Genomic DNA, 19,891 nt, shown 5'->3' with positions numbered 1-19,891 from the left:
GTCAGTGCATCCGCTCGAGAGGGAGCACAGCGCCGGGGTTGAGGACACCGGCGGGGTCGAGTTCGCGCTTGATGGCGGAGAGGATGCGGATGCCGGTCTCGCCGATCTCCTGACGGAGCCAGGGCGCATGATCCCTGCCGACCGCATGGTGGTGGCTGATGGTCCCGCCCGAGCTGATGATCGCATCGTTGACGCGCGCTTTCACCGCGTCCCACACCCGGAGCGGCTCTCCACGGAGGGCGGCGAGCACCGTGAAGTACAGCGACGCCCCACTCGGATAGATGTGGGACACATGGCACATGACGTACGACTTCGCACCGACGTCGGCGAAGCCGGCCTTGAGCGCCGATTCGACGGCCGAACGCAGCGCCTTCAGGTTCGACCAGGTCGTCGCGGTCTCGAGCGTCTCGCAGAAGACCCCGGCGTCGAGCAGCGAATCGCGCAGGTAGGGCCCGTCGAATCTGCCCTTCCGCCACTCCTCGGCCGGACCTTCGCCCGCAGAGACCCCTCCAGCGGCAGCGAGTCGGGCTCCTGTCCGGGCGCGCCGCTCGGCGATGTCCTCTCCTTCGTAGACCGTCACCACGCTCGCGCCCTTCGCGAGGGCCTTGCCGATCCTGCCGACCTGGGCGAGACTCACCGCGGTCTCCGCCTCATCCGACAGCCGGATGACGGTGGGGCCGCCACCCTGCTGGGCGACCCCGCGGAGTCCCTCCGCACCGCTCGCGAAGTCAGGGAAGGACCACGACTCGAACAACCGGTCGCGCGGGATCGGGTGCACACGTACCCGCACCTCGGTGATCACACCGAAGATGCCCTCCGAACCGAGGAAGATCCTGATCAGGTCGGGCCCCGCCGCGGACCCCGGAGAGCGTCCGAGTTCGATGTCACCCGTGGGTGTCGCCACCCTGATCCCGGTGACCATCGTGTCGAAGCGCCCGTTGCCCGCGGAGTTCTGCCCCGAGGACCGCGCCGCCGCGAATCCGCCGATCGTGGCGTAGCGGAAGCTCTGGGGGAAGTGGCCGAGCTCGTATCCGCGCGCAGACAGCAGCGCCTCCGCCTCCGGCCCCGTCGTTCCTGCCGCCAGCACGGCATCCCCGCTGATCTCATCAAGCCGGATCAGACCGCTCAGGCGTCGCAGATCGAGGCTCACGACGGCGTGGTGCAGGCCCCGTTCGGGATCCAGCGCTCCGACGACGCTCGTACCGCCACCGAACGGGATCACCGCGATCCCCCGTGCGACGGCGACGTCGAGGCACGCTCGGACTTCTGCATGATCCGCGGGACGAAGAACGGCGTCCGGCGCGACCTGATGGACCTCGCGGCGCCGGAGGAGGTCCGGTGTCGACCGCCCGCCGGCGTGACGGATACGCGCCTCGGCGGCGGCATCGACGTTCTCCGGGCCGACCGCGGTGCAGAACGCCGCATGGTCCTCATCGGTCAACCGTGAGGGTGCCAACTGCACGTGTGCCAGTTCCACGGCGGGGTCAGGCTTGCGTACCCGCCCGAGCAGCATCGGAAGCAACGCTCGCACGGCGAGCGGCAGGTCCTTCGCCTTCGCCGGATCACCCCAGCCGTTCCATCTCATCGACGGGTCCGCATCGACCACGACATCTCCTTGCGCCATGCGTTACAGTGTGACACATCATGGAAGAACGTCAACCTCTCGGGGATGCGACACAGACCCGGATCCTCGATGCCGCCGACGACCTCCTCGAACGGCGCGGCGTCCGCGGTGTCACGATCGCAGAGCTCGCGCGTCGCTCCGAGCTGAGCCGCCCCACGATCTACCGCAACTGGGCCGACGCCGACGATGTCGTCCGCTCGACGCTGCTGCGCAGGGTCGAACGCATCCTGAGCGCGCTCCCCGCCAGAGTGCACACCCGTGCGGCGCTCGTCGACGACATCCTGCTGTTCACCGCCCTCTTCCGCCGCGACCCGCTCTTCGCGCGCCTGCTCGCGGATGAACCCGAAGCCTTCACCCGATACACGCTCGAACGGGTGGGATCGAGCCAGCGCCTGATCCTGCAGTGGCTGACCACCGCGATCGACACCGCGCAGGCTCAGGACTCGGTCCGCCCGGCGCCGCCCTCGGAGATCGCGGTGATGCTCCTGCTCGTGGCCCAATCCGCGGTGCTGTCGCACGGGACCGTGTCGGAGCTGATCTCCGAGGACGCGTGGGAACGCGAGCTGCGGGCGGCACTCGACGGACTGCTCCGGCCATGATGTCCGAGTCGTCCGCACTGAACGTCGCGCGGCGACGCGTGGAGTTGGCGCGGTCCGCGGAGGAGAAGGTCGACGTCCTCGTGGTCGGCGGCGGAATCACCGGCGCGGGCGTCGCTCTCGATGCGGCATCCCGCGGGCTTCGCGTCACCCTGATCGAGGCGGAGGATCTCGCCTTCGGTACCAGCCGCTTCAGCTCGAAACTCGTACACGGCGGGCTGCGCTACCTTGCGACCGGCGACTTCGAGACAGCGAAGGAGAGCGCGCTCGAACGGCATCTGCTCCTGACGACGATCGCCCCGCATCTGATCCACCCGCTCGGACAACTCCTCCCGTTCGCATCCGGCATCTCGTTGCGTCAGCGCGTCGCGGGCGCGGTGGGCATGGGAATGGGCGACCTGCTTCGGATGCGGGCGCGTACGCCCCGCGCGGTCCTCCCCGCCCCCTCGTTCGTGTCGGCCCGCTCGGCGACCCGCTTGGTGCCCGCGCTGGATCCACGAGGCCTCCGTGGCGGCATGCTGTCCTACGACGGCCAGCTCGTCGACGACGCCAGGCTCGTCACGACCGTCGCCCGGACAGCCGCAGCACTCGGCGCCCGCATCCTCACCCGGGTCCGCGCCGTCGCCCTGCGCGGCGATGGGGCATCCGTGGAGGAGACGATCACCGGCGAGCGGTTCGAGCTCCGCGCACACGCCGTCATCAATGCGACGGGTGTCTGGGCAGGAGGGCTCGACCAGACGATCCGCGTGCGGCCGAGTCGAGGAACGCACATCGTGCTGGACGCCGCCGATCTCGGGAACCCGACGGCCGCGCTCACCATCCCGCACGAGGGATCGATCAGTCGCTACATCTTCGCTCTGCCGCAGGCTCACGGCCGCATGATCGTCGGCCTCACGGATGAGGACGCCCCCGGTCCGGTGCCTCAGGTCGCTGAGCCGACGGAACGCGAGATCGAGTTCCTTCTGTCCAGCCTCAACCGTGTCGTGGCCACATCGATCCGGCGTGACCAGGTGCGCGGCGCCTTCGCGGGGCTGCGCCCCTTGGTCGACAGCGGCAGCGACACGACAGCGGACGTCTCGCGGAAGCACCTGGTGACGACGGCCGACGACGGCTTCATCACCGTGCTCGGCGGAAAGCTGACGACCTATCGGAGGATGGCCGAGGACGCGGTCGATGTCGCCGTCCGCACGCGCGCATTGCCGGCATCGTCCAGCAGAACCTCTTCGCTCCGGCTCGTCGACCGAGTGGTCGCCGATTCCGACGAGGTGATCGACGCGTCCACCGGCCTGACCCATGCTGAGGTCGACTTCGCGGTGCGCGTCGAGGGGGCGCTGACCGTCGAGGACGTGCTCGACCGCCGTACCCGCATCGGTCTCGTCGGTGCCGATCGCGAACGCTGCCGACCGATCATCGCACCGATCGTCTCGCACACGCTCGCCGGCCTCGGCTGAACGATCAGACGCCGTATCAGCGGCTTTCGCGCAGTGGCAGGTCGATCGTCCCGGTCTCCCCTGCGTGACGCGCCTTGGGGATCCGGGTGCCGAGCACCTGGGACACGATGTCCTGGGCGATCTTCGGCGCTGTCAGACCCGCGTCACCGAGGATCTGGTCCCGTGACGCGTGATCGATGAACTCGTCAGGGAGGCCCAGCTCGTCGACAGCGGTGTCGATCCCGGCCTCGCGGAGCACCTGCCGCACCCGCGTACCGATCCCGCCGACGCGGATGCCGTCCTCCAACGTGATCACGAGGCGGTGGTGAGCGGCCAGCTCGACGATCGACGGCTGCACCGGGATGGCCCACCGCGGATCGATGACGGTCGCCCCGATCCCCTGCGCCCGCAGCCTGTCGGCGACATCCAGCGCGAGTTCGGCGAAGGGACCGATCGCCACGACCAGCACGTCCTCGGATTCACCACGGGCGAGCACGTCGACACCGTCATGCAGCCTCTCGATCGCCGGAAGGTCTGGCGCCACCTCCCCCTTCGGGAATCGGATGACGGTCGGCGCATCATCGACCTGCACGGCTTCATCGAGCGCTTCGGTCAGCCGCGCGCCGTCTCGAGGAGCCGCGATGCGGATGTGGGGAACGATCTGCAGCATCGCCAGGTCCCACATGCCGTGGTGGCTGGGGCCGTCAGGGCCTGTCACGCCGGCACGGTCGAGCACGAAGGTGACGCCCGCGCGGTGGAGCGCGACATCCATCAGGACCTGGTCGAAAGCGCGACCCATGAAGGTGGCGTACAACGCGACCACGGGGTGCAGCCCACCGAAGGCGAGTCCGGCGGCCGACGCCACCGCGTGCTGTTCGGCGATGCCCACGTCGTACACCCGATCCGGAAACCGCTCGGCGAACGGCGCGAGACCCGTCGGTCGCAGCATCGCGGCCGTCATCGCGATGACATCGTTCCGGCGCTCCCCCACCGAGACCAGAGCATCGGAGAAGACGTCGGTCCAGCCGCGCCCACCCGATGACAGAGTCTCACCGGTCGTCGGATCGATCTTGCCGACGGCGTGGAACTGGTCCGCCTCGTCATCACGCGCCGGCTGGTAGCCGCGGCCCTTCTCGGTGATCGTGTGGACGATGACCGGTGCGCCGTACGACTTCGCGAGCTCGAGCGTCTCGAGGAGGGCGGGAAGATCGTGTCCGTCGACCGGGCCGAGGTACTTGATGTCGAGGTTCGAGTACAGCGCCTCGTTGTTGGCGAAACGGGAGAGGAACCCGTGCGTGCCGCCCCGGACACCGCGGAACACGGCACGCCCCACCGGACCGAAGGCGCGGAACAGTCGGTCCGACTTGCGGTGGAGATCCTTGTACGCGGCAGCGGTGCGCACGCGGTTGAGATACCGCGACATGCCGCCGATCGTCGGCGCATACGAACGGCCGTTGTCGTTGACGACGATCACCAGGTTGCGGTCGTTGTCGTCGGAGATGTTGTTCAACGCCTCCCAGGTCATGCCGCCGGTGAGCGCGCCGTCACCGACGACGGCGACGACATGACGATCTGCACGCCCCGTCGCCGTCAGCGCCCGGGAGATGCCGTCCGCCCAACTGAGGGAACTCGACGCGTGCGAGGACTCCACCACGTCATGGTCGCTCTCGCCGCGCTGCGGATAGCCGGCGAGCCCGCCGCGCACCCGGAGGCCGGAGAAGTCCTGTCGCCCGGTGAGCAGCTTGTGCACGTAGGACTGGTGGCCGGTGTCGAAGATGAACGGATCGTCCGGCGAGGAGAAAACCCGGTGCAGAGCGATGGTCAGCTCGACGACGCCCAGATTGGGGCCGAGATGGCCGCCGGTGCGGGACACGTTCTCGACGAGGAAGGTGCGGATCTCCGCGGCGAGTTCTGCGAGCTGATCCGTCGACAGCGCATCCAGATCACGGGGTCCTGAGATGCTCGGAAGAATGGGCATCTGCGCCTCCTCACAGGCTTCACCGGAAGCGTCGGACAGGGCGCCGACGCCATCCCGATCCTATCGCGCTCACACGGGAGAACCGGGTGAGCGAGGACCCCCTTGACAGGACGATGGGGCTCGGGTCCGAAGACCCGAGCCCCATCGTCCTTGCGATCAGACCAGCGAACGCAGTACGTACTGCGGTGTGAGTTGTGAGCTACTAGGGCAACTTTCACACCGAGAAACCGCGCACTGTCGTTCACCTACGAGGTGCACGACGCCGCCGAGGTCGCCCTCAAGGACGGCACCAAGGCCTACGAGCTGCGCGACCTCGACGTCCACGAGTTCTCGTACGTAATCGTCGGCGCGAACCACGACATCTCCATCACGGTTGTGAAGTCGGCCCCGGCGCATCGCCCGCGGTTCGCCAGGGCACGCGCCACGCTCGCGCTGCTGCGCGGCGAACAAGACCTGGCGCCGCCGTGTCGTGGGGTCGGCCACAACTGAACCACTGCACGTCCCGTCCTTGCCCACTGGCTCTGGCATCCACAGCGGTTCGGTGCCAAGCTGAGACGGATGAACCGCTCTCAGAAGGTCGCCACCGTCGTGTCCGTGCTCGTCGTCGCGGGCCTCACCGCTGTCGCTGCTCCTGTTGTCGGCACGGTCGCGTCAACGGTCGGCGGCTGGGCACTGTTCAACCAGACCGCCGCTGCTGCTCCGGTCGATACGGCCGCTGCCGCTCCGGTCCATACGGCCGCTGCCGCTCCGGCTGATGAGCCGGTCACGTCTGCCGCGCCGATCACGGACCGCACGCATGGCGAGTGCGAGGCGCTGTACTACCCGAACACTCCGGAGGCCAAGCCGCGGCTCGACGCACCCGTCGACAGCGGTCCGCGCGAGTTCGCGGTGGGCGAGGTCGGCCTAGTCGACGGCATCCCGACGACCTACACCGTCGCACCGGGCGATGCGATCCAGGGAATCGCTACCCGCTTCTGCGTGTTCGGGACAGGCCTGTTCTACTTCAACGACGTTCACTTGCAGGGCACCATCCAGCCAGGCGACGTTCTGCGCCTGCGGCCGTAGCACAGAGCTGGCCTTCGCTGTGTGGCGGACGCTGCGAGGGCGTCAGCTCATCCCACCACGCACCCACTCCTGCGCCCGCCAGACGATGTTGTAGAGATTCCACGGCGCGACGTCGTAGGTGTCCCAGCGCTGGCCGACGTAGGCGGTCCACGCCGGTATGCGGCCGCAACAGATACGGTGCCCGGTGCGCTGATAGAGGCTGTCGCAGAGCACCTTGCGCATGGAGGTATCCCCTCGTCGATCGCGACCCCTGGATGGGGCTAGCGTTGGCGACGGCTCATCCCGTCATTCTATGAGCGATCCCAACGCAAAGCGCCCCGCCTGGCTGATGCCGGACGGGGCGCTCATCGGTTCAGAAACTATACGAGCGAACGCAGCACGTACTGCAGGATGCCGCCGTTGCGGTAGTAGTCGGCCTCTCCGGGGGTGTCGATGCGGACGACCGCGTCGAACTCCACCGGCTGCTTGCCTTCGGGCGAGTTCTCGCTCGGGGTGGCCGTGACCTTGACCGTCTTCGGCGTGACTCCGTTGTTGAGCTCTTCCAGACCCGAGATCGAAACGATCTCGGTGCCGTCGAGACCCAGCGACTCCCAGCTCTCGCCCGCGGGGAACTGCAGCGGGACGACACCCATGCCGATCAGGTTCGAGCGGTGGATGCGCTCGAAGCTCTCGGTGATGACCGCCTTGACGCCCAGCAGGCTCGTGCCCTTGGCCGCCCAGTCACGCGACGAACCCGAGCCGTACTCCTTGCCACCGAAGATGACGAGCGGCGTGCCCTGCGCCTGGTAGTTCATGCTCGCGTCGTAGATGTACGACTGCGGCCCACCCGGCTGGGTGAAGTCACGCGTGAATCCACCCTCGACGACCTGTCCGTCGTTGACGGCCGCGACCATCGCGTTCTTCAGACGGATGTTCGCGAAGGTGCCGCGGATCATGACCTCGTGGTTGCCGCGACGCGAGCCGAAGGAGTTGAAGTCCTTGCGGTCGACGCCGTGCTCGGTGAGGTACTGGGCCGCGGGCGTACCGGGCTTGATGTTTCCGGCCGGCGAGATGTGGTCGGTGGTGACCGAGTCGCCGAGCGTCGCCATGACGCGAGCACCCTCGATGTCCTTCACCGGGGTGAGCTCCATCGTCATGCCGTCGAAGTACGGAGCCTTGCGGACGTAGGTCGAGTTCTCGTCCCACTGGAAGATCGCGTCATCCGGGGTGGGCAGGCTGCGCCAGCGCTCGTCGCCGTCGAAGACCGTCGCGTACTGCTTGATGAACTGGTCTCGCGAGATGGACGAGTCGACGATCTCCTGCACCTCGTCGGGCGTCGGCCAGATGTCCTTCAGGAAGACGTCTTCGCCGTCGGTGCCCTTCCCGAGCGCGTCGTTCTCGAAGTCGAAGTGCATCGAGCCGGCGAGAGCGTACGCGATCACCAGCGGCGGGCTGGCGAGGTAGTTCATCTTCACGTCGGGGCTGATGCGTCCCTCGAAGTTGCGATTACCGGAGAGGACCGCCGTGACGGCGAGGTCGTGCGAGTTGATCGCCTCCGACACCTCTTCGATCAGCGGACCCGAGTTGCCGATGCAGATCGTGCAGCCGTAGCCGACGGTGTAGAAGCCGAGGCCCTCGAGGTCCTTGTCGAGACCGGACTTCTCGTAGTAGTCGGTGACCACCTTCGAGCCCGGACCGAGCGTGGTCTTCACCCAGGGCTTCTGCTTCAGGCCCTTCTCGAGCGCCTTGCGTGCGACGAGGCCGGCGGCGATCATCACCGACGGGTTCGACGTGTTGGTGCAGGAGGTGATGGCCGCGAGGGTGACCGCACCGTTGTCGAGGATGTACTTCTCCCCCGACGGCGTGGTGACCGGCACGGGCTTCGAGGCATTGGCGGGAGCACCGCTGTTGATGTGCACCGGACGCGTGGACGGCTCCTCGTCGCCGGGTGCCTGACCGGGGTCGGACGCCGGGAACGAGTGCTTCGACTCGAGGTCGACGATCGAGTCCGAGGTGGACGGCGACGCGTAGCTCAGGATGTCCTGCTCGAACTGCGACTTCGCCTCGGAGAGGAGGATGCGATCCTGCGGGCGCTTCGGACCCGCGATCGACGGGACGACCGTGCCGAGGTCGAGCTCGAGGTACTCGCTGAAGGTCGGCTCGTGCGCGGCATCGTGCCAGAGCTTCTGCTCCTTGGCGTAGGCCTCGACCAGCGCGACGGCCTCTTCGCTGCGGCCGGTGAGGCGCAGGTAGTCGAGCGTCACGTCGTCGATCGGGAAGATCGCGGCGGTGGAGCCGAACTCCGGAGACATGTTGCCGATGGTGGCGCGGTTGGCGAGCGGAACGGAAGCGACGCCTTCGCCGTAGAACTCGACGAACTTGCCGACCACGCCGTGCTTGCGCAGCATGTCGGTGATCGTGAGCACGACGTCGGTCGCGGTCACGCCGGCGGGGATCTCGCCGGACAGCTTGAAGCCGACGACGCGCGGGATGAGCATCGACACGGGCTGACCGAGCATCGCGGCCTCGGCCTCGATACCGCCGACGCCCCAGCCGAGCACGCCGAGGCCGTTGACCATGGTGGTGTGCGAGTCGGTGCCGACGCAGGTGTCGGGGTAGGCGCGGAGCACGCCGTTGACGTCGCGGTCGTAGATGACCTTGGCGAGGTGCTCGATGTTCACCTGGTGGACGATGCCGGTTCCCGGCGGGACGACCTTGAAGTCGCTGAACGCCGTCTGACCCCAGCGCAGGAACTGGTACCGCTCCCCGTTGCGCTCGTACTCGATCTCGACGTTGCGCTCGAGGGCGTTCTCCGAGCCGAACAGGTCGGCGATGACGGAGTGGTCGATGACCATCTCGGCGGGCGAGAGCGGGTTGATCTTGTTCGCGTCGCCACCGAGTGCCGTGACGGCCTCACGCATGGTGGCGAGGTCGACGATGCAGGGGACGCCGGTGAAGTCCTGCATGACCACGCGCGCCGGCGTGAACTGGATCTCGGTGCTGGGCTCTGCCGCGGCATCCCACGATCCCAGCGCCTCGATCTGCGCCTTCGTCACGTTCGCGCCATCCTCGGTGCGAAGCAGGTTCTCCAGGAGGACCTTGAGACTGAAGGGGAGCTTCTCGAAACCGGGCACCGTGTCGATGCGGAAGATCTCATAGTCGGTGCTGCCGACTGTCAGGGTGCTCTTGGCACCGAAGCTGTTCACCGTGGACACGAATCCGTCTCCTTCTATTCGGATGGGAGCGACAGGCGCCTCCATCTTGCTCGCCAGCGAGCCCCTGCGGCTAGCAAGGCGGACCTAACCAGTCTGCTCCGCGCAGCCCGCGGGCGAAAGCCTGCGATTTATCTTGATATCAAGATAAATCTATCACGCCTCGGAGGCATCCTCGCGCGCCGGCTCTCGCGGGTGCAGAGCGCGGACGACCAGCCAGGTCACCGCGATGAGGGGAGCGAACAACGGCAACCCCATGACGAGCTTGAGGGTGCCGAGGGCGGTGACGTCTCCCGCGAGATAGAGCGGCAGCTGCACGGCGAGCCGCGCGAAGAACAGCGCAGCCCATGCGATCCCGAGCCAGAAGTAGGCACGGCGCTTGCGGCGATCACTGCGCCACGTGGTGCCCTCCCCCATCAGGAATCCGACCGCGAGGCCGATCAGCGACCATCCGATCAGGGCCGACACCAGGATCACCGACCCGTACACCGCGTTCGTGATGAGTCCGGGAACGAAGTTGTCCGCCCCTCGACCGGTCCACAGTGCGAGGGCGGCGGCAGCCACCGCAGCGATGAGACCGCCGAGCGCGGCCGACGGCGGTGACTTCTGCAGGAGTCGTACGACCGTGAAGACCGCCGCGAGCCCGACCGAGACGCCGAGCGACAGGATCAGCGGTTCGGGGCGGATCGTGAAGATGATGACGAATGCGAGGCTGGGCAGCACCGACTCGAGGATGCCGCGCCACCCACCCATCGCGGACCACACGACCTTGTGCGTGCTCGAACTCTCCGCCGGGTCGAGGCCGGCCCGGCGAGCGGCACCGCCGAGCGCCTCACCGAGGATCTCGGAGGTGCGCTTCTCTCGCTCGGGGTCCTGGTCCGGGGTGCTCACGCGGATCCCGGTGTCGCCGGCATCTTGAGCGGGATAAGGTCACGAGGGGGCATCGGCGAGCCGCCGCGGACCACGACGATCGATCGGAAGAGATCCTCGACCTTCGCACCCGCCTCCGGATCCGACGCGCCTGCTCCCCCGATGACGCCGCGGAGGAACCATCGCGGACCATCGATGCCGATGAAGCGCGCGAGACGCAGCCCGGACCCCTCGCTCGCGGTGGCGGGAACCTCGGCGAGGAGTTCCTTGCCGAGCGGACCCTCGCGCTCTTCGACGCGACCGCCCTGCGCCTTGACCTGGTCGCGCAGCTGCACACGGGTCTCATCCCACAGACCGCCCGATCGCGGTGCGGCGAACGGCTGCACCTGCAGCGAGGAGTCCGCGTAGTCGAGCCCCACGGCGACGATGCGCTTGGTCTGCTCCTCGACCTCGAGCCGAAGGTTCAGGCCCTCCCTGGGGAGGATCTTGATCCCACCCAGGTCGATGTAGGGACGAACCGGATTCGCCTCGGAATCGTCGAAGGGACCCTCGGTGGCGCGGTTCTCGGGCGCCGACTTCGGGGAAGTCTCGTTGTTGTCAGTCATTGGCCTGCCCTGCTTCGTTCTGCGTGTGCCCCGCCTGGTAGCCGGTGGAGCCGAATCCGCCGGCGCCGCGGACGCTCTCCGGCAGCTCATCGACCGGAAGGAACGTGGCGCGAGTCACCGGCATGATGATCAGCTGTGCGATGCGATCGCCGACCGCCACATCGTACGCGCTGTGGATATCGGTGTTGATCAGACTCACCTTGATCTCGCCCCGATATCCGGCGTCGACCGTCCCGGGCGAGTTCACGATCGAGATCCCGTGCTTAGCTGCGAGACCACTGCGCGGAACCACGAACGCGGCGTAACCGTCGGGGAGGGCGATACGGACGCCCGTGCCGACGAGGGCGCGCTCGCCCGGACCGAGATGCACGGCCTCGGCCGCCACCAGATCAGCGCCAGCATCACCCGGATGCGCGTATCCGGGCACCGCCGCGGCGATAATGGGGATATCAACGGAATCGGTCACCCCATGAGGCTAATGCAGAACACCGGCACAGACACACGCCCGCGCTATCGCGAACGACTCGCTCCCAGCCTGTGGCTGCTGGTCACCGTCGCGGTGGCGGGGCCGATGGTGTCGCTCGTCTTCGTCCCGATCGGATCGACGGTCGCGCTCGTCGTCGGAGCGGCCGTCTCCGCGCTCCTGGTACTGACGTTCGTCGCCGCGACACCGGTCGTGTCCGTCGAGGGCGCCATCCTGCGCGCCGGCCGCGCACATATCGATGTCGGGCACCTCGGCGATCCCGTGGCGCTGACCGGAGCGGATGCGCGTCACGCACGCGGGCCCGGACTCCCGGCGCGCGGTTGGCATCTCATCCGCGGTGGGATCGACGGCATCGTCGTCGTGCCGAATCTCGATGTCGACGACCCGGTCGACGCCTGGACCATCTCCACGCGGACTCCGGACCGCCTGGCCGCAGCGATCCGCGCGGCGCAGACCGGCGCCTGACCGGAGACGACAGCGCGCCCCGGACCACGATGGTCGGGGGCGCGTGAGACGTCGCTCGAAGGGCTGCTACGCAGCGCACTCCTTGCAGATGGGCCCGGATGCGCCCTCGTGGTCGAGCTGCGAGCGGTGCTTCACGAGGAAGCAGCTCATGCATGTGAACTCGTCCTGCTGCGCGGGCAGCACGACGACGTCGAGCTCGAGGTCGGAAAGGTCGGCACCCGGAAGGTCGAAGCTCGACGGGTTGTCGGAGTCTTCGTCCCCGCTTGAGCCGGAGAGCTTGTCCGGCACACGCTCCTTCAGGGCTTCGATCGACTCGGAGTCGTCTTCGCTCTTTCGGGGGGCGTCGTAATCGGTTGCCATGCGGTAGATCTCCACTTTCATGGTGCGAGTGGGTGGTGCGCCGTCGGGTATTCGGCGGCCATAGTTTGCACGACCCGAGGTCATAACGCAAATGCTCGTCCGTGCGACAGAGGAAACTCACGGCACGCCCACGCTATTCCCGGTCGCGAGCCCCCTCGCGTGACACCATGAACGGACACCCATCAGAGGGGCATTCGCATGGAAAACGTCACCATCGTCGGCACAGAAGCAGGAGTCCTCGTACTCGCGACCGAGTCGGGCGAGCGGTTCGCGCTGCCCATCGACGACATGCTGCAGCGCGAGATCCGTCGCGCCACCCGACAGGCCGAGCCGACCGCTCAGAAACTTGCGGCGAGCCCTCGTGACATCCAGGCCCAGATCCGCGCCGGGCTGACAGCTCCCGAAGTCGCCGAGCTGCTCGGGATCAGCGTGGAGGACGTCGCCCGGTTCGAAGGTCCGGTCCTCGCCGAGCGAGAGCACATCATCGGCCAGGCTCTCGCTGTGCCGGTGTTGATCGGCAGCGAGGTCGAGCCCGACGCGCAACCCACCTTCGGCGTCGCCGTCCGCGCCAAGCTGGCCGAGATCGAGGCGACTGCAGAGCGCTGGGCCAGTTGGAAAGAGGACTCCGGCTGGACCATCAAGCTCGAGTTCACGGCCAACGATGTCGAACACGACGCGCGCTGGAGCTTCGATCCTCGCCGCAGTGCACTGTCACCCCTGAACGCCGACGCGACCCAGCTCTCACGGCAGGGATCCCTGCCGGAAGGACTCATCCCGCGACTGCGTGCGGTCGACGCCGAACGTACGACATCGCCCTACAAGGATGAGAGCCGCTTCGATTCGGGGGCGTTCGGTCCGCGTCTCCTGCCGACTCCGGAGGCGGAGTTCGAAGATCCCTCCCTCCCGGAGCGCTCCGATCTCGCGGCGCAGGACGCTGCGATCAAGCGTGCGCCCTCGACACCGAGCACGAACCCCGAGACGGCCGACCTGCTCGAAGCACTGCGACGCCGTCGCGGACAGCGCGAGACAGCTCCTCTGCTCGACGACGCGGAAGACGCAGAGCGCTCCGACCCGATCTCCCTCTTCGACGCGCTGGATCAGCCGGAAGAGGAGCCGGAGGCCTCGCAGCCCGCATCGTCGCAGCCCACACCCACGGATTCCGGCGAGTCCGGTGGGCGCCGTCGCCGTCGGAACGCGATGCCCTCGTGGGATGAGATCGTCTTCGGCGCTCGCACGGACGAATGACGCCACATCGTCGTCGCCGCACCGACGACGATCAGCGGGCGAAAGCCCCGAGTCTGATCAGCGGAACCTGACGCTCCTCGGGCGTGAGAGCACCGTGTTGACCGATCATCGCCCGCCCGCGTTGGTCGGCGGCCGTGCCGTCGTACACGGCCCAGGTTCCGCGCGCGATCACCAGCACGTCACCGATCCGTGACGCTGCGGCATCGGTGACCGTCGGGCCGAAGAGGCGCGCATCCACCGCGTCGCCGCGGGTGAGGACATCGGCCGACCCGTGGAGGTCGGAACGCCAGCGCGTCATCACCTCAGCGACATCGACCTCAGGCTCGAGGTAGGCGTGCAGCATCCGGGGTTCACCCCCCAGATGACGGATCCCCGCGAGATGCGCTTCCTCCAGGACGATCTGACGCTTCTGCGGCACGTCGACCATCCCGTGGTCGGACGTGACGAGAACGCCGACCCCTGGAGGCACGCGTGCGGAGAGCGCCGCATCGACGTCCTCGAGCGCTGCGACCCACTCGCGCGAAGCGATCCCGTGCTTGTGGCCGGCTTTGTCGACCTCGGGGAGGTAGCAGTAGACGAGCGCCCCCGGATGGGTCTGAGCGAGTGCGTAGGCGGCTTCGATCCGCGATGCCGCGGTGTCCGCCGCGACGAACTCCGCGCCACGAAGAGTCGCCTTCGTGAAACCGCTGTGCGCATAGGCGGCCAGACCGACGGCGAAGCTCTCATGACCGCTGCGTCCAGCGCGCTCGAAGATCGTGGGCGCCGCCTGCCAGACGAGCGGGTCGATCCCGTCGCTCTCCCAGCCGCTGAGCTGGTTGACGAGCACGTCGCGACTCGGGTCGACCACGCGGTACCCCACGAGGCCATGCGCACCCGGCCACGCGCCGGTGACGATGCTGGTGAGGGCTGCGGCCGTCGTCGAGGGGAACACCGACTGGGCGACGTCCTTCTTCACCATGCCCGCCGTCAGCGCCCGAGCGTGTCCGGCGTGTCCGCGAAGGCTGATCGCGCCGAGCCCGTCGATGACGACGAGCACGACCGATTCCGCCGGGGGCAGCACCTCCGACTCGCCGCGCAGGGCGGCGAACAGGTCCGCCGCCACCCCGACGACGCTCCGGGCGCCCGCAGAGTCGGACGGTAGCATGAAGGACATCCGAGCCAGTCTGACACAGGCTCCCGTACGCCCTCAGGAAGTCCATGCCGAAAACCCCGCCGCCCGAGCCCGTCGAGGAGCGCATCCAGGACATCGACCTCTCCACGGAGATGCAAGGTTCGTTCCTCGAATACGCGTATTCGGTGATCTACTCGCGCGCCCTGCCCGACGCCCGCGATGGCCTCAAGCCCGTCCAGCGCCGCATCCTCTACCAGATGGCCGAGATGGGCCTGCGCCCGGATCGCGGCCATGTGAAGAGCGCTCGCGTCGTCGGTGAGGTCATGGGGAAGCTCCACCCCCACGGCGACTCCGCGATCTACGACGCGCTCGTGCGCCTCGCCCAGGAGTGGGCGTTGCGCGTCCCGCTCGTCGACGGCCACGGCAACTTCGGCTCCCTGGATGACGGTCCGGCCGCCGCGCGGTACACCGAAGCCCGACTGGCCGCCGCCGCGCTCGCCCTCACCGAGAACCTCGATGAGGATGTCGTCGACTTCATTCCGAACTACGACGGACAGTTCCAGCAGCCGGCCGTACTGCCGGCCGCGTTCCCGAACCTCCTCGTCAACGGTGCCAGCGGTATCGCGGTCGGCATGGCCACCAACATGGCCCCGCACAACCTCATCGAGGTCGTGGCGGCGGCGACCCACCTGCTGGAGAATCCGGACGCCACGACCGAAGAGCTCATGGAGTTCGTACCCGGGCCGGACTTCCCCTCCGGGGGCATCCTGATGGGTCTGGACGGCGTCAAGGACGCGTACACGAGCGGACGTGGCGCCCTCAAGGTCCGGGGCAAGACGTCCATCGAACCTCTGGGCCCGCGGCGCACCGGCATCATCGTCTCGGAACTGCCGTACATGGTCGGGCCCGAGCGTCTGATCGAGAAGATCCGCGACGCCGTACAGGCGAAGAAGCTGCAGGGCATCAGTGATGTCACCGACCTCACCGACCGCAACCATGGACTGCGCGTCGCCATCGGCGTGAAGACGGGCTTCGACCCGAACGCCGTCCTCGAGCAGCTGTACCGCCTGACGCCGCTCGAAGACTCCTTCAGCATCAACAACGTCGCGCTCGTCGAGGGCCAGCCGCGCACGCTCGGTCTCAAGGAGATGCTGAGCGTCTACGTCGGGCATCGCCTCGAGGTGATCACACGGCGCAGCCGGTACCGTCTCGCGCGCCGTGAGGAGCGCCTGCACCTCGTCGAGGGATTGCTCATCGCGATCCTCGACATCGACGAGGTCATCCAGGTCATCCGCTCCTCCGACGACTCCGAGCAGGCCCGCACCCGGCTGCGTTCGGTGTTCGATCTGAGTGAGCTCCAGGCCGAGTACATCCTCGAGCTGCGGCTGCGTCGCCTGACGAAGTTCTCGCGGATCGAGCTCGAGAGCGAGCGTGACGCGTTGCTGGCCGAGATCGCCTCGCTCCGTGAACTCCTCGGGAGCCCCGTGTTGCTCCGCGCGGCGGTCGCGAGAGAGCTGGATGCCGCTGCCGACGCCTACGGCACACCTCGCCGGACGCTCCTGATGAACGCGGCTCCCCCGAAGCCCCGGGCGACCAAGGGCGCGGTCGACCTGCAGATCGCCGATGCCCCCACGGTGCTCGTCCTCTCGACCACCGGCAGAGCCGTGCGCGTCGATCTCGGAGAGGGCCAGGAGCTCACGGTTCCGGCGCGTCGGAGCAAGCACGATGCCATCCTCGCGACGGTCGAGACCACGGTACGCGCCGAGATCGGAGCGCTGACGAGTCTCGGCCGAGTCGTACGGTTCTCCCCCGTCGACTTTCCCTCCGTCCCCTCCTCCTCGGTGCAGTTGGCGGCCGGTACGCCGTTGCGCGACTACCTGGGCATCACGACCAAGAACGAGCGTGTCCTCGGCTTCGTGCGCTTCGACAGCGACATCCCGATCGCTCTCGGCACCGCCCAGGGCACGGTGAAGCGCATCGTTCCGTCCTCACTCTCCGCGCGCCCCGATCTCGAAGTCATCGGCCTGAAGGCCGGTGACACGGTCATCGGCGCGGCGGAGGCAGCGGACGACTCCGAGATGGTGTTCGTGACGACCGACGCCCGGCTGCTCCACTTCCCTTCGTCATCGGTACGTCCCCAAGGTGCCCCCGCCGGAGGTATGGCCGGGGTCAAGCTCGGCCCCGGGACCTCCGTCCTCTTCTTCGGCGTGGTCGATCCGACAAGCGATGCCGTGGTCGCCACGGTGTCCGGCGGCGAAAGCATCCTGCCGGGAACGGATCCGGGTCGCGCGAAGGTGTCGTCGTTCGCTGAGTACCCCGCCAAGGGGCGCGCGACGGGTGGCGTGCGCGCGCACGCTTTCTTGAAGGGCGAGGATCGGCTCACGGTCGCGTGGGTGGGCCCCGGTCCGGCGCAGGCCGTGGACCCGACCGGTGCGGTGCGCAAGCTCCCCGAGGCCGGTGCCCGTCGCGACGCCTCCGGCCAGCCCATCGACGGTGTGATCGGGACCATCGGACGCACGATCGTGTGACGTCGTCCGGGAGGCCTCCGTCATCGGCGGCCTCCCGGACGTCCCGCAATCAGTTCAGGTCAGGCGTCGATCGACTCGCGCGAGAGCCGGTCGGAGGACTCGATGATGAACTCGCGCCGCGGGGCGACCTCGTTGCCCATCAGCAGCTCGAACATACGGCCTGCCGCCTCCGCATCCTCCATGCGCACCCGACGCAGCAGACGCCCGGAGCGGTCCATGGTCGTGTTGGCCAGCTGCTCGGCATCCATCTCTCCGAGTCCCTTGTAGCGCTGGATCGGCTCGTGCCAGCGCTTGCCGGCCTTGCGGAGCTTGGTGAGCAAGGCCTGCATCTCCTGCTCGCTGTAGGTGTAGATCGTCTCGTTGGGCTTCGAGCCCGGGTTCATCACGATCACCCGATGCAGCGGGGGAACGGCAGCGAAGACACGGCCGTCCTCGATCAGCGGCCGCATGTAGCGGAAGAACAGGGTGAGCAACAGTGTGCGGATGTGCGCGCCGTCCACGTCGGCGTCGCTCATCAGGATGATCTTCCCGTAGCGTGCCGCGCTGAGATCGAACGTCCGGCCCGAGCCGGCGCCGATCACCTGGATGATCGATGCGCATTCCGCGTTCGAGAGCATGTCCCCCACGGAAGCCTTCTGCACATTGAGGATCTTGCCGCGGATCGGGAGGAGGGCTTGGAACTCGCTGTTGCGTGCGTTCTTGGCCGTGCCGAGAGCCGAGTCGCCCTCGACGATGAACAGCTCGCTGCGATCGACCTCGTTGGTGCGGCAGTCGACCAGCTTCGTCGGAAGCGTCGAGGACTCGAGCGCATTCTTGCGTCGCTGCGTCTCCTTGTGGGCGCGCGCCGAGACACGGGCCTTCATCTCCGAGACGATCTTGTCCAGGAGCTGTGATGCCTGGTTCTTGTCGTCGCGCTTGGTCGACGTGAAGCGCTGGGCGAGATCCTTGCGGATCACCTGCGCCACGATCTGTCGAACGGCCGGCGTCCCGAGGACCTCTTTGGTCTGACCCTCGAACTGCGGCTCCGGAACGTTCACCGTGAGCACCGCGGTGAGTCCGGCCAGCACGTCGTCCTTCTCGAGCTTGTCGTTGCCGACCTTGAGGCGGCGGGCGTTCTGCTCGACCTGGGTCCGGAGGACCTTGAGGAGTTCCTGTTCGAAGCCCTGCTGGTGGGTTCCGCCCTTGGGCGTCGCGATGATATTGACGAACGAGCGGACCCGGGTGTCGTAGCCGGTTCCCCAGCGCAGCGCGATGTCGACCGCGCAGACACGCTCGACCTCGGTGGCGATCATGTGACCGTCCGCCTGGAGCACCGGGACGGTCTCCTTGAACGTGCCTTCTCCCTGGATGCGCCAGGTGTCGGTCACCGGAGGGTCGATCGCCAGGTAGTCGACGAACTCGGAGATACCGCCCTCATAGAGGTACGAGGTCTCCACGGGCGCGGGGGCCGCGACGGGCCCGGCGCCCTCCTCCTCGGTGACGTTCGAGAGCTCGGGGACGGCGACGGCGCGCTCATCCTTCACCACGATCTCGAGACCGGGAACGAGGAAGGCGGTCTGCCGCGCACGGGTCTCGAGCTCAGCGAGTTGGAACGCCGCGTCCTTCGTGAAGATCTGACGATCCGCCCAGTAACGGACACGCGTGCCGGTGACCCCTCGTGGCGCCTTGCCCACGACCCGCAGCTCGCTCTTCTCCTCGAAGGGGGTGAACGGCGCGTCAGGACGCTTCTCGCCGGAGTCCGTGAAGATGCCCGGTTCGCCGCGGTGGAAGGACATCGCATAGGTCTTGCCACCGCGGTCGACCTCGACGTCGAGCCGCTCGGAGAGCGCATTCACCACCGAGGCACCGACGCCATGCAGACCACCGGACGCAGCGTACGAGCCGCCTCCGAACTTCCCACCCGCGTGCAGCTTCGTGTAGACGACCTCGACACCGCTCAGACCGGTCCGGGGTTCGACGTCGACGGGGATTCCGCGCCCGCGGTCGTGCACCTCCACACTGCCGTCGCTGTGCAGGATGATGTCGATCTTCGAGCCGTTGCCCGCCACCGCTTCGTCGACGGAGTTGTCGATGATTTCCCAGAGGCAGTGCATGAGACCCGGGGAGCCGTTCGACCCGATGTACATACCCGGGCGTTTGCGGACAGCCTCGAGCCCCTCAAGCACCTGGAGATGGTGGGCAGAATACTCGGCATTCACAATCTCCGAGTCTATTCTCGCCACCTCCGCTCGGGCTGCCGACACTCCCCACGCGGAGCGAGTCCGAGGCGCACGCGTACGCGCTGAGCGAAACACGCCGCAAACCGGGCATGCACACAGGTACAGCGTGGTTGTATTGAC

17 protein-coding genes are annotated in these 19,891 nt (G+C 67.7%); 7 read left to right on the top strand and 10 right to left on the bottom strand.

The window, feature by feature from the left end; all coding sequences use genetic code 11:
• Window position 1: 1 nt before the first annotated feature.
• The gene (locus tag KV397_RS07655; protein ID WP_261812560.1) at window positions 2-1,624 is read right to left on the bottom strand and encodes an FAD-binding oxidoreductase; all 1,623 of its coding nucleotides are present in this window, start codon (window positions 1,622-1,624) and stop codon (window positions 2-4) included.
• A gap of 20 nt (window positions 1,625-1,644) precedes the next feature.
• Between KV397_RS07655 and KV397_RS07650 the strand changes: the two genes are divergently transcribed.
• Both KV397_RS07650 and KV397_RS07645 read left to right on the top strand, forming a co-directional pair.
• On the top strand, window positions 1,645-2,223 hold the full coding sequence (locus tag KV397_RS07650; protein ID WP_131491124.1) for a TetR/AcrR family transcriptional regulator: 579 nt from the start codon (window positions 1,645-1,647) through the stop codon (window positions 2,221-2,223).
• Window positions 2,220-3,671 carry a glycerol-3-phosphate dehydrogenase/oxidase gene (locus KV397_RS07645; RefSeq protein WP_131491125.1) on the top strand — a complete coding sequence of 484 codons (1,452 nt, stop codon included), beginning with the start codon at window positions 2,220-2,222 and terminating at the stop codon, window positions 3,669-3,671. Before KV397_RS07650 ends, KV397_RS07645 begins: the two co-directional genes overlap by 4 nt.
• Before the next feature lie 16 nt (window positions 3,672-3,687).
• Here the strand turns inward: KV397_RS07645 and dxs are convergent, their stop codons facing one another.
• On the bottom strand, window positions 3,688-5,628 hold the full coding sequence (gene dxs, locus KV397_RS07640) for a 1-deoxy-D-xylulose-5-phosphate synthase (protein ID WP_261812559.1): 1,941 nt from the start codon (window positions 5,626-5,628) through the stop codon (window positions 3,688-3,690).
• A gap of 252 nt (window positions 5,629-5,880) precedes the next feature.
• Here dxs and KV397_RS07635 point away from each other — a divergent pair, with 252 nt between their 5' ends.
• Both KV397_RS07635 and KV397_RS07630 read left to right on the top strand, forming a co-directional pair.
• A complete protein-coding gene (locus tag KV397_RS07635) occupies window positions 5,881-6,117 on the top strand; it encodes a hypothetical protein (protein WP_261812558.1) in 237 nt (78 codons plus the stop codon).
• A gap of 69 nt (window positions 6,118-6,186) precedes the next feature.
• A complete protein-coding gene (locus KV397_RS07630) occupies window positions 6,187-6,693 on the top strand; it encodes a hypothetical protein (protein WP_261812557.1) in 507 nt (168 codons plus the stop codon).
• A 42-nt stretch (window positions 6,694-6,735) separates the two neighbouring features.
• Here the strand turns inward: KV397_RS07630 and KV397_RS07625 are convergent, their stop codons facing one another.
• From KV397_RS07625 to dut, 5 genes are all read right to left on the bottom strand, one after another.
• Entirely contained in the window at window positions 6,736-6,915 is a 180-nt protein-coding gene (locus KV397_RS07625) for a hypothetical protein (protein WP_261812556.1), read from the bottom strand.
• 137 nt (window positions 6,916-7,052) lie between these two features.
• Window positions 7,053-9,887 carry an aconitate hydratase gene (locus KV397_RS07620; protein ID WP_047519427.1) on the bottom strand — a complete coding sequence of 945 codons (2,835 nt, stop codon included), beginning with the start codon at window positions 9,885-9,887 and terminating at the stop codon, window positions 7,053-7,055.
• 153 nt (window positions 9,888-10,040) lie between these two features.
• Window positions 10,041-10,775, bottom strand: a complete 735-nt coding sequence (locus KV397_RS07615; protein ID WP_134353779.1) for a DUF3159 domain-containing protein — start codon at window positions 10,773-10,775, stop codon at window positions 10,041-10,043.
• Complete coding sequence (locus KV397_RS07610) at window positions 10,772-11,359, bottom strand: DUF3710 domain-containing protein (RefSeq protein WP_047519423.1); 588 nt, start codon at window positions 11,357-11,359, stop codon at window positions 10,772-10,774. Before KV397_RS07610 ends, KV397_RS07615 begins: the two co-directional genes overlap by 4 nt.
• Window positions 11,352-11,825, bottom strand: a complete 474-nt coding sequence (gene dut / locus KV397_RS07605) for a dUTP diphosphatase (RefSeq protein WP_131491128.1) — start codon at window positions 11,823-11,825, stop codon at window positions 11,352-11,354. Before dut ends, KV397_RS07610 begins: the two co-directional genes overlap by 8 nt.
• A 12-nt stretch (window positions 11,826-11,837) precedes the next feature.
• Between dut and KV397_RS07600 the strand changes: the two genes are divergently transcribed.
• Window positions 11,838-12,308 carry a DUF3093 domain-containing protein gene (locus tag KV397_RS07600; protein ID WP_131491129.1) on the top strand — a complete coding sequence of 157 codons (471 nt, stop codon included), beginning with the start codon at window positions 11,838-11,840 and terminating at the stop codon, window positions 12,306-12,308.
• Window positions 12,309-12,374: 66 nt separating this feature from the next.
• Here KV397_RS07600 and KV397_RS07595 read toward each other — a convergent pair whose 3' ends face one another.
• Entirely contained in the window at window positions 12,375-12,668 is a 294-nt protein-coding gene (locus tag KV397_RS07595; protein WP_029259298.1) for a DUF4193 domain-containing protein, read from the bottom strand.
• A gap of 198 nt (window positions 12,669-12,866) precedes the next feature.
• Between KV397_RS07595 and sepH the strand changes: the two genes are divergently transcribed.
• Window positions 12,867-13,913, top strand: coding sequence for a septation protein SepH (gene sepH, locus KV397_RS07590; protein ID WP_047519417.1), 1,047 nt, complete (start codon window positions 12,867-12,869; stop codon window positions 13,911-13,913).
• 31 nt (window positions 13,914-13,944) lie between these two features.
• Here sepH and KV397_RS07585 read toward each other — a convergent pair whose 3' ends face one another.
• On the bottom strand, window positions 13,945-15,066 hold the full coding sequence (locus tag KV397_RS07585; protein WP_261812555.1) for an alkaline phosphatase family protein: 1,122 nt from the start codon (window positions 15,064-15,066) through the stop codon (window positions 13,945-13,947).
• 44 nt (window positions 15,067-15,110) lie between these two features.
• Between KV397_RS07585 and KV397_RS07580 the strand changes: the two genes are divergently transcribed.
• Window positions 15,111-17,552: a DNA gyrase/topoisomerase IV subunit A gene (locus KV397_RS07580; protein WP_261812554.1), complete on the top strand. Its 2,442-nt coding sequence runs from the start codon at window positions 15,111-15,113 to the stop codon at window positions 17,550-17,552.
• Between the two features lie 59 nt (window positions 17,553-17,611).
• Here the strand turns inward: KV397_RS07580 and KV397_RS07575 are convergent, their stop codons facing one another.
• Window positions 17,612-19,750 carry a DNA gyrase/topoisomerase IV subunit B gene (locus KV397_RS07575; protein WP_407665288.1) on the bottom strand — a complete coding sequence of 713 codons (2,139 nt, stop codon included), beginning with the start codon at window positions 19,748-19,750 and terminating at the stop codon, window positions 17,612-17,614.
• Between the last annotated feature and the right edge of the window lie 141 nt (window positions 19,751-19,891).

The sequence above is a fragment of the Microbacterium aurugineum genome, from assembly GCF_023101205.1.
Classification (GTDB): Bacteria; Actinomycetota; Actinomycetes; order Actinomycetales; family Microbacteriaceae; genus Microbacterium; species Microbacterium aurugineum.
This window is presented reverse-complemented; position numbering and strand designations above follow the sequence as displayed.